This window comes from Streptomyces sp. NPDC001970, from assembly GCF_053594115.1.
This window is the reverse complement of sequence record NZ_JBSFDW010000012.1, coordinates 190,648-197,453: the sequence shown is the minus strand read 5'-3', so window position 1 is coordinate 197,453 and position 6,806 is coordinate 190,648. Positions and strand designations below refer to the sequence as shown.

The 6,806-nt window shown below is 70.2% G+C and carries 6 protein-coding genes; 2 read left to right on the top strand and 4 right to left on the bottom strand.

Annotated elements, in window-relative coordinates; genetic code table 11:
* Positions 1–142: 142 nt before the first annotated feature.
* The 4 genes from ACWCP0_RS17640 to ACWCP0_RS17625 all read right to left on the bottom strand — a co-directional run bounded on the left by ACWCP0_RS17640 (position 143) and on the right by ACWCP0_RS17625 (position 3,897).
* Positions 143–898 (bottom strand): AIM24 family protein, encoded by a 756-nt coding sequence (locus ACWCP0_RS17640; RefSeq protein WP_451079704.1) that lies wholly within the window; start codon positions 896–898, stop codon positions 143–145.
* A 19-nt stretch (positions 899–917) separates the two neighbouring features.
* Positions 918–1,598, bottom strand: a complete 681-nt coding sequence (locus tag ACWCP0_RS17635; RefSeq protein ID WP_451079703.1) for an AIM24 family protein — start codon at positions 1,596–1,598, stop codon at positions 918–920.
* 13 nt (positions 1,599–1,611) lie between these two features.
* A complete protein-coding gene (locus tag ACWCP0_RS17630) occupies positions 1,612–3,189 on the bottom strand; it encodes a TerD family protein (protein ID WP_451079702.1) in 1,578 nt (525 codons plus the stop codon).
* Between the two features lie 111 nt (positions 3,190–3,300).
* Positions 3,301–3,897, bottom strand: coding sequence for a M48 metallopeptidase family protein (locus ACWCP0_RS17625; RefSeq protein ID WP_451079701.1), 597 nt, complete (start codon positions 3,895–3,897; stop codon positions 3,301–3,303).
* 234 nt (positions 3,898–4,131) lie between these two features.
* Between ACWCP0_RS17625 and ACWCP0_RS17620 the strand changes: the two genes are divergently transcribed.
* Together ACWCP0_RS17620 and ACWCP0_RS17615 are read left to right on the top strand one after the other, a co-directional pair.
* Positions 4,132–5,286, top strand: a complete 1,155-nt coding sequence (locus ACWCP0_RS17620; RefSeq protein ID WP_451079700.1) for a ThiF family adenylyltransferase — start codon at positions 4,132–4,134, stop codon at positions 5,284–5,286.
* A 42-nt stretch (positions 5,287–5,328) separates the two neighbouring features.
* A complete protein-coding gene (locus ACWCP0_RS17615; protein ID WP_451079699.1) occupies positions 5,329–6,765 on the top strand; it encodes an ABC1 kinase family protein in 1,437 nt (478 codons plus the stop codon).
* Positions 6,766–6,806 lie beyond the last annotated feature (41 nt).

Here is a 6,806-nt window from a genome sequence, read left to right as displayed (position 1 = left end):
CGCCCGACGCGTCCACCCCTCCAACACCGCCCGCTCATCAGCAGACAGCAGCAACGGCTCCAGCTTCGGGCCCCGACGAGGTACTGACGCACTAGCAGCAGAAGTCACACCACAACTAACGATCAACTACTGGCGCAGGACACTAGTTCCAGGCGTTGTTCTGGTTCTGGCCGTGGGAGCCGTGCTGGCCCATGCCGAACTGGGCGCGCGCGCCCTGGCCGATCTGGGCGTTCTGCGGCGGGAGGACCTCGCTGGGCTGGACGAGGGCGAAGCCCTGTCCGAGGAAGCTCAGCTCCCAGCCCTCCCCCGTGTTGCCCCGGCGGCGCCAGACGCCCGTGGAGTGCGTCTGGGACTGCATCTGGACGCGCAGCGAGGACGACCAGGCGACGATCGCGTCGGCGTCCACGTTGACGTACTTGTCCGGGGTGACCTGCATCATCAGCGGCCGGCCCGAGGTCATCAGGGCGACCTTGCCCCGCCCCGAGATGTTGAGCTGGTACTTGCCGGAGCCGGAGATGCCGTACTGGCTGTCCACCGCGATCACTTCGGTGTGCAGTCCGGAGTCGAGCGCCAGCACATACGCGCTGTCGACGGTCATGCCCTCCTGATCGACATCCACCACGTGGATGTACTGCGCGAGGTTGGCCAGGTAGACCGTGCCCTGGCCGGAGCAGCGCATCAGGTCGAGGCCCTCGCCGGTGCGGGCGCGGGCGCGCCGCTGGTTGCTCGACTGGTACTCACCGTCGAAGTCGATCAGCCCCTGGTAGGCGACCATGGCGCCCTTGCGGGCCAGTACGTCGTCGTGCCCGGTGAGGGCGACCCGCAGGAGCTGCGGGTTCTGGACGACGTACCGCTCCTGGGACTGCTGTTCCGTGTAGCTGAAAAGCGGGCTCTGCATGGTGTGTTCTCGCTCCCCCTCAGCCCCGGATCCGCAGGCGGTCGGTGCTGTCCTCGCTCGGCTGTACGACGACGATGCCCTGGCCGGAGAAGGCCATCTGGTACGCCTCTCCGCTGCCCCGCCCGATGAGGGACGAGGCCTTGAAGCTGCGCTTGCCCTTCACCTTCAGGTTCGGCGACCAGGCGACGAGGGCATCCGGGTCGACGTACGTCTCGTCCTCGCCGCGGCCGCAGTCGACGACGATCGGGGTGCCCCGGGAGGTCAGCGCGACCCAGCCGGTGCCCGCGATCTCGACGTTCCACAGGCCCTGCCCGGCGAACTTGGCGAGGCCCTTGACGCGCTCGACGCCCCACTGGAGATGGGCGTCGAAGGCGAGCACGTTGGTGCCGTTGACGGAGATGGAGTCGTTGTTGAGGTTGATGACGACGACGTCCGCGCCGTAGTCGGCGAGGTAGAGCAGTCCGTCGCCGGAGCACTTCATGATGGGGGCGCCCTCCCCGCTCACCCACTGGGAGGCGATCTGCCGGACCGCGGGCGGATTAGGCTCGTACTGGACGAAGCCCTCGTAGGCGACCATCGAGCCGGTGCGTGCGTACAGGTCCTGACCGGTGGCCATGGCGACCTTGAGCATCGTGCTGCCGTGGTTCTCCATGCGGGCCGTGACGGGGGTCGGGGCATAGCCCGCGAGCTGCTGGTTCATTGTCCGGGCTCCCTCAGACCTCGTACGGCTGGACGACGATGAAGTTGCCGGGAGCGCCCCGGAACTGCAGGTTCACGGTCTCTCCGCTGTGGCCGGGGTAAGCGTTGCGGCGGAGCCGCACCTGGCTGGAGAGGATCACCTGGGACGCGGACGACCAGGCCACGATGGCGTTGGAGTCGGCGAACGTGGTGGGCGTGACGGGGAGCACGACCGGGATGCCGTGGGTCTTCACGACGACCGTGCCGGTGCCCTGGAACTGCATCGTGAACAGGGCTCCGCCGGGGATGCCGTGGCCTTCGATGCGGCGGACCTCGTACTGGAGCGACTCGTCGAACGCGAGGACGTTCTCCGCGGAGACGCAGATTCCGTCGCCCTGGAGCTCGATGGGGTGCAGATGCGCACCGTTCTCGGCGAGGAAGACCTGGCCGCGGCCCGTACAGCGCATGAGCTGCATCTCCTGGCCCGTGGCGTTGCCGACGACGCGGCCGGCGAAACCGGCACTCTTGTAGCCGAAGTCGACCTTGCCCTGGTACATGACCATGCTGCCCTGGCGGGCGAGCACGGGCGTGCCGCCCATGGCGAGGTCGACCCGCACCAACTGCTGGTTCTGCGGGGTCCAGCGCTGGCCGGTCGGCTGCTCCTTGTACGGCTGGAGGGCCGCCTGGAGTCCGGCCCCGGTCTGGGGCACGCCCTGGGGCACTCCGGGCTGGCCGAACGCGGCGGGCTGCTGGCCGAACGGAGCAGGGGCGCCCGGGACCTGCCCGGGGACCTGCCCGAACTGCGGCTGCTGCGGGGGCTGTCCGTACGGGGACGGCGGGGCCTGCGGCGGAACCGTGCCGGCGGGAGGGGCCATGGGTGCGGCGATCGTCGGTGCGGCGTGCATCTGCGGGTTCACCGGCGCGGGGGCCGGGGCCTGGGCAGCCGGTGCGCCGAACGCCGGGGCAGGCTGTGGTACTTGAGGAGCCGGGGGCGCAGCGGGCGCACCGAACGAGGGAGCCGGGGTCGAAGCCGGCGGGGCGAACCCGGGGGCGGCCTGTTGCGGCTGCTGCGCCGCGGGCTGCTCCTCCGCGACCTCGCCGCCGAAGTTCTTCAGCAGCGCATCGAGACCGCCGTCGAAACCCTGGCCGACGGCGGCGAACCGCCACACGTCCTTCAGGTAGAAGTCGCCCAACATCACGGCACGTTCGGTGGAGAACTCCGAGCCCGTGAAGGCGTACCTCACGACCTCCTCACCGCCCGCCACGATCCTGATGTACCCGGGGCCGATCTGGGACATCTGCCCGGCCCCGTCGACCGTCGCCGTGAACGACAGCTTGTGGATGTTCGCCGGGATACGGTCCAGCGTGACCCGGAACGACTCGGCGTCACCGGCCTGCGGGCCGAGCAGTTGGATGGACTCCTCGGGCGACTTCGGCTGGTTGAAGAAGATGAAATACCGGTCGTCCGAGAGCTGCTCGTTGGCGTCGAGACCGAAGCAGCTGATGTCGAAGGTCAGTCCGGGCGCGGCGATCTGCACGCCTACGTACAGATCGGTCCCCGGAGTAAGATCACTGATCTTGGCCTTGTGGCCTCGTTGGAATTCCCTGGCCATGCGTAACGACCGTCCCCCATCCCGACGAAATACGAACACGTCGCGTCAGGCTAACTGCTGGGAACGACAATGAGCCAAGTCGGGACAGCTTCGGTACAGGATCGGTGAAACTCACTCTCCGCGCGCGACCGGCAGATGCGGGAGACGCTCCGCCGCGACCACACCTTCGAGGTAGCCCCGGGCACGTTCCGTCCGCGGATACGCCTCGAGGAGACGCCAGAAGCGTGGCCCGTGACCCGGCACGAGCAGGTGGGCGAGTTCGTGGACGAGCACGTAGTCGACGACGTACTCGGGCATGCCCTGCAACCGGTGCGAGAGGCGGATGCTGCCCTCCGCCGGAGTGCACGACCCCCAGCGGGTGTTCTGATTGGTCACCCACCGCACCGACGTGGGCCGGGCGCGCCCCCCGAAATACTGCTCCGACAACCGTTCGGCGCGCTCGGCCAGTTCGGCGTCCCCCAAGGTCCGCTTGCTCTCCTGGGCGGCCAGCTTGTCGAGCATGACCGACACCCAGCGCTGCTCCTCCGCCTCGGACATCCGGGCCGGGATGAGGACGATGGTCCGGTCGCCCTCCCGGTACGCGGATACCGTTCTCCGGCGCCGGGCGCTTCTGCGGACCTCGACCGCGCTGGTGGCGGAGGAGCGGGGCGGATGTCGGGTCGCGCTGCGCTGCTGGCTTTCGGCGCTGTGCGGTCGGTCGGCGGACACGCCCCGACGTTACCCGCTGCCAGTGCGGTAAGTCCCGCCCCCGGGTCGCTTCACGCTTGATCCACTTGACTCGTGCACCATTTGAACGACTAATGCCCCATGCCTGTGGACAACTTTCCGCACCCGCTGCCCGGTCCGTGCATTCTGAGGCCGGAATGATCCGCCCGAAAGACCGACGGGTGGAACGGTGACGGAACAGGGTCCGGACAGGACCGGTACGGGGGCGGTGCGGATATGCATCCGATGGTCAAGCCGGCGCTTCGGCGTGCCTGGCGGAATCTTCAGTGCGTGCAGTTCGGTGCGACGCCGGCACATGCGGTGGTGGTCGGTCCGGTGGACACGGCGACCGGGAGCCTGCTCTCGCTCTTCGACGGGACGCGCGGGCTGCCGCGGCTGCGCGAGGAGGCCAGGGCGATAGGGCTGCCCGCCGGCCAGGTGGACGCGCTGCTGGGCCGGTTGACGGAGGCGGGTCTGGTCGACGACGCGACGGGCGGCGGACCAGGGGCCGATGAGTTGCGGCGGCGGGCGGGCGCCACGGTCGACCGGCTGAGATCGGACCTTGCCTCGCTCTCCGTCGTCCATCCGGAACCGGGAGGCGGGATGGCCAGATTGGCCGCCCGGGGTGCCATGCGGGTCCAGGTGCGGGGTGCGGGCCGGGTCGGGGCGGCGCTCGCGGCGCTGCTGTCCGCCTCGGGTGTGGGGCAGGTCGAGGTGCTGGACGGTGGGCGTGTCCAGCCGTGGGACGTGGCGCCCGGTGTGCTTCCCGCGGAGGCGATCGGCGAGCGCAGGCACGTGGCGGCGGGACAGCTGGTTCGCGGGGCTGCTCCGGTCAAGGCGCCCCGGACGGTGCGGCGTCCGTCCGGTGGTCCGCCGCTCGACGAGCCACCGCTCTCCCTGGTCGTCGTCGCTCCGCGTGACGGTCTCGCGGCGTACGCACCGGATGCGGCGGCCGCCCAGGAGTGGATCGCGACCGGGACTCCCCATCTGTACGCGGGGGTTGTGGAGGCGACCGGCGTGGTGGGGCCACTCGTCCTGCCGGGCGGCACCGCGTGTGCGGGGTGCATGGAGCTGGCCAGGGCGGAGCGGGATCCGGCGTGGCCGCGCCTGCTGGCGCAGTGGCGCTCGGGCAGCCGCGGCGAGCCGGCAGAGCCCTGCGACCTGGGTCTGGCCACCGCGGTCGCCGGGCTGGCGGCGGCACATGCGACGGCGTTCCTGGACGGCGATCTGCCGGCCAGCACGGGGACGCGGTGGGAGGCGGCACTGCCGCTGCTGGACTGGCAGTCGGAGCAGATCACAGGTCACAGGGACTGTACCTGCGGTGCGGCCGGGCAGACTGAGGGGGAGCGCGCCTCGGGGGCAGGGACACCGCAGGACACAATGGCCGGGTAACCGCCGCACGCGGCACGGCAGTCTGGGTTTTGGAGGGGCGCAATGTCTGATCTTCCCCGGAAAGCGGTCACCCGCACCGCCAAGTTGGCCGCACTGCCATTGAGTTTCGCCGGCCGGGCCACCTGGGGCCTGGGCAAGCGGATCGGTGGCAAGTCCGCGGAGATCGTCGCCCGCGAGCTGCAGCAGCGCACGGCGGAGCAGCTCTTCAAAGTTCTCGGTGAGCTGAAGGGCGGTGCGATGAAGTTCGGGCAGGCCATGTCCGTCTTCGAGTCGGCGCTGCCCGAGGAGGTCGCCGGGCCCTACCGGGCCGCGCTGACCAAGCTGCAGGACGCCGCTCCCCCGATGCCGACGAGCACGGTCCGCGAGGTGCTGGCGGAGCGGCTGGGCCAGGACTGGCGGGAGCTCTTCCTGGAGTTCGAGGACAAGCCCGCGGCGGCCGCGTCGATCGGCCAGGTGCACCGGGCGGTCTGGCACGACGGGCGCGAGGTCGCCGTGAAGGTGCAGTACCCGGGGGCCGGTGAGGCGCTGCTCTCGGACCTGACCCAGCTGAGCCGGTTCGCGCGCCTGCTGGGCCCGCTGATCCCGGGGATGGACATCAAACCGCTGATCACGGAGCTCCGCGACCGGGTCTCGGAGGAACTGGACTACGGACTGGAGGCCCAGGCTCAGCGGGAGCACGCGGCGGAGTTCGCGGGCGATCCGGACGTGGTGGTGCCGGAAGTGGTCCATCAGGGCGACCAGGTGCTGGTGACCGAGTGGATCGACGGGATACCGCTCGCGGAGGTGATCGGCGACGGAACGCAGGAGCAGCGGGACCGAGCCGGGCAGTTGCTGGCCCGCTTCCTCTTCTCCGGCCCGGCGCGCACGGGACTGCTGCACGCGGATCCGCACCCGGGGAACTTCCGGCTGCTCCCGGCGGACGACGGCGACGGCGACGTTGAGGTCGACGGGGCCGACGAACGCGGCGACGGCGGGTGGCGGCTGGGCGTGCTGGACTTCGGAACGGTCGACCGGCTTCCGGGCGGGCTGCCGGCCACCATCGGTGATTCGCTGCGGATGACCCTGAAGGGCGAGGCCGAGGCGGTCTACGGGCTGCTGTGCGAGGAGGGGTTCGTCAAGGAGTCGATCGACCTCGACCCGGACGAGGTGCTCGAGTATCTGCTGCCGATCATCGAGCCGGCCGAGGCGGACACGTTCACCTTCACCCGCAGCTGGATGCGGAACCAGGCGGCGCGGATCGCCGACCCCCGTTCCCCCGCACACCAGTTGGGCAAGCAGCTCAATCTGCCGCCCGCCTATCTGCTGATCCATCGTGTGACGCTGAGCACGATCGGGGTGCTCTGCCAGCTGAACGCGACGGTGCGCCTCCGCGACGAGTTGGAGGCATGGCTGCCGGGCTTCGTGCCGGAGGCGGAGACGGAAACGGAGATGGACTCGGACCCGGAGGCGGACGGCGACGCGGTGCTCGCGCAGGCCTGAGCCACCGATGCCCCGTCACCACGGGTTCGCCACTCGGGCCC

Bases quoted from the DNA above. Each gene is read 5' to 3' on its own strand.
- ACWCP0_RS17640 (WP_451079704.1), bottom strand. From the start codon at position 898: ATGCAGAGCCCGCTTTTCAGCTACACGGAACAGCAGTCCCAGGAGCGG.
- ACWCP0_RS17630 (WP_451079702.1), bottom strand. From the start codon at position 3,189: ATGGCCAGGGAATTCCAACGAGGCCACAAGGCCAAGATCAGTGATCTT.
- ACWCP0_RS17620 (WP_451079700.1), top strand. From the start codon at position 4,132: ATGCATCCGATGGTCAAGCCGGCGCTTCGGCGTGCCTGGCGGAATCTT.
- ACWCP0_RS17615 (WP_451079699.1), top strand. From the start codon at position 5,329: ATGTCTGATCTTCCCCGGAAAGCGGTCACCCGCACCGCCAAGTTGGCC.
- ACWCP0_RS17635 (WP_451079703.1), bottom strand. From the start codon at position 1,598: ATGAACCAGCAGCTCGCGGGCTATGCCCCGACCCCCGTCACGGCCCGC.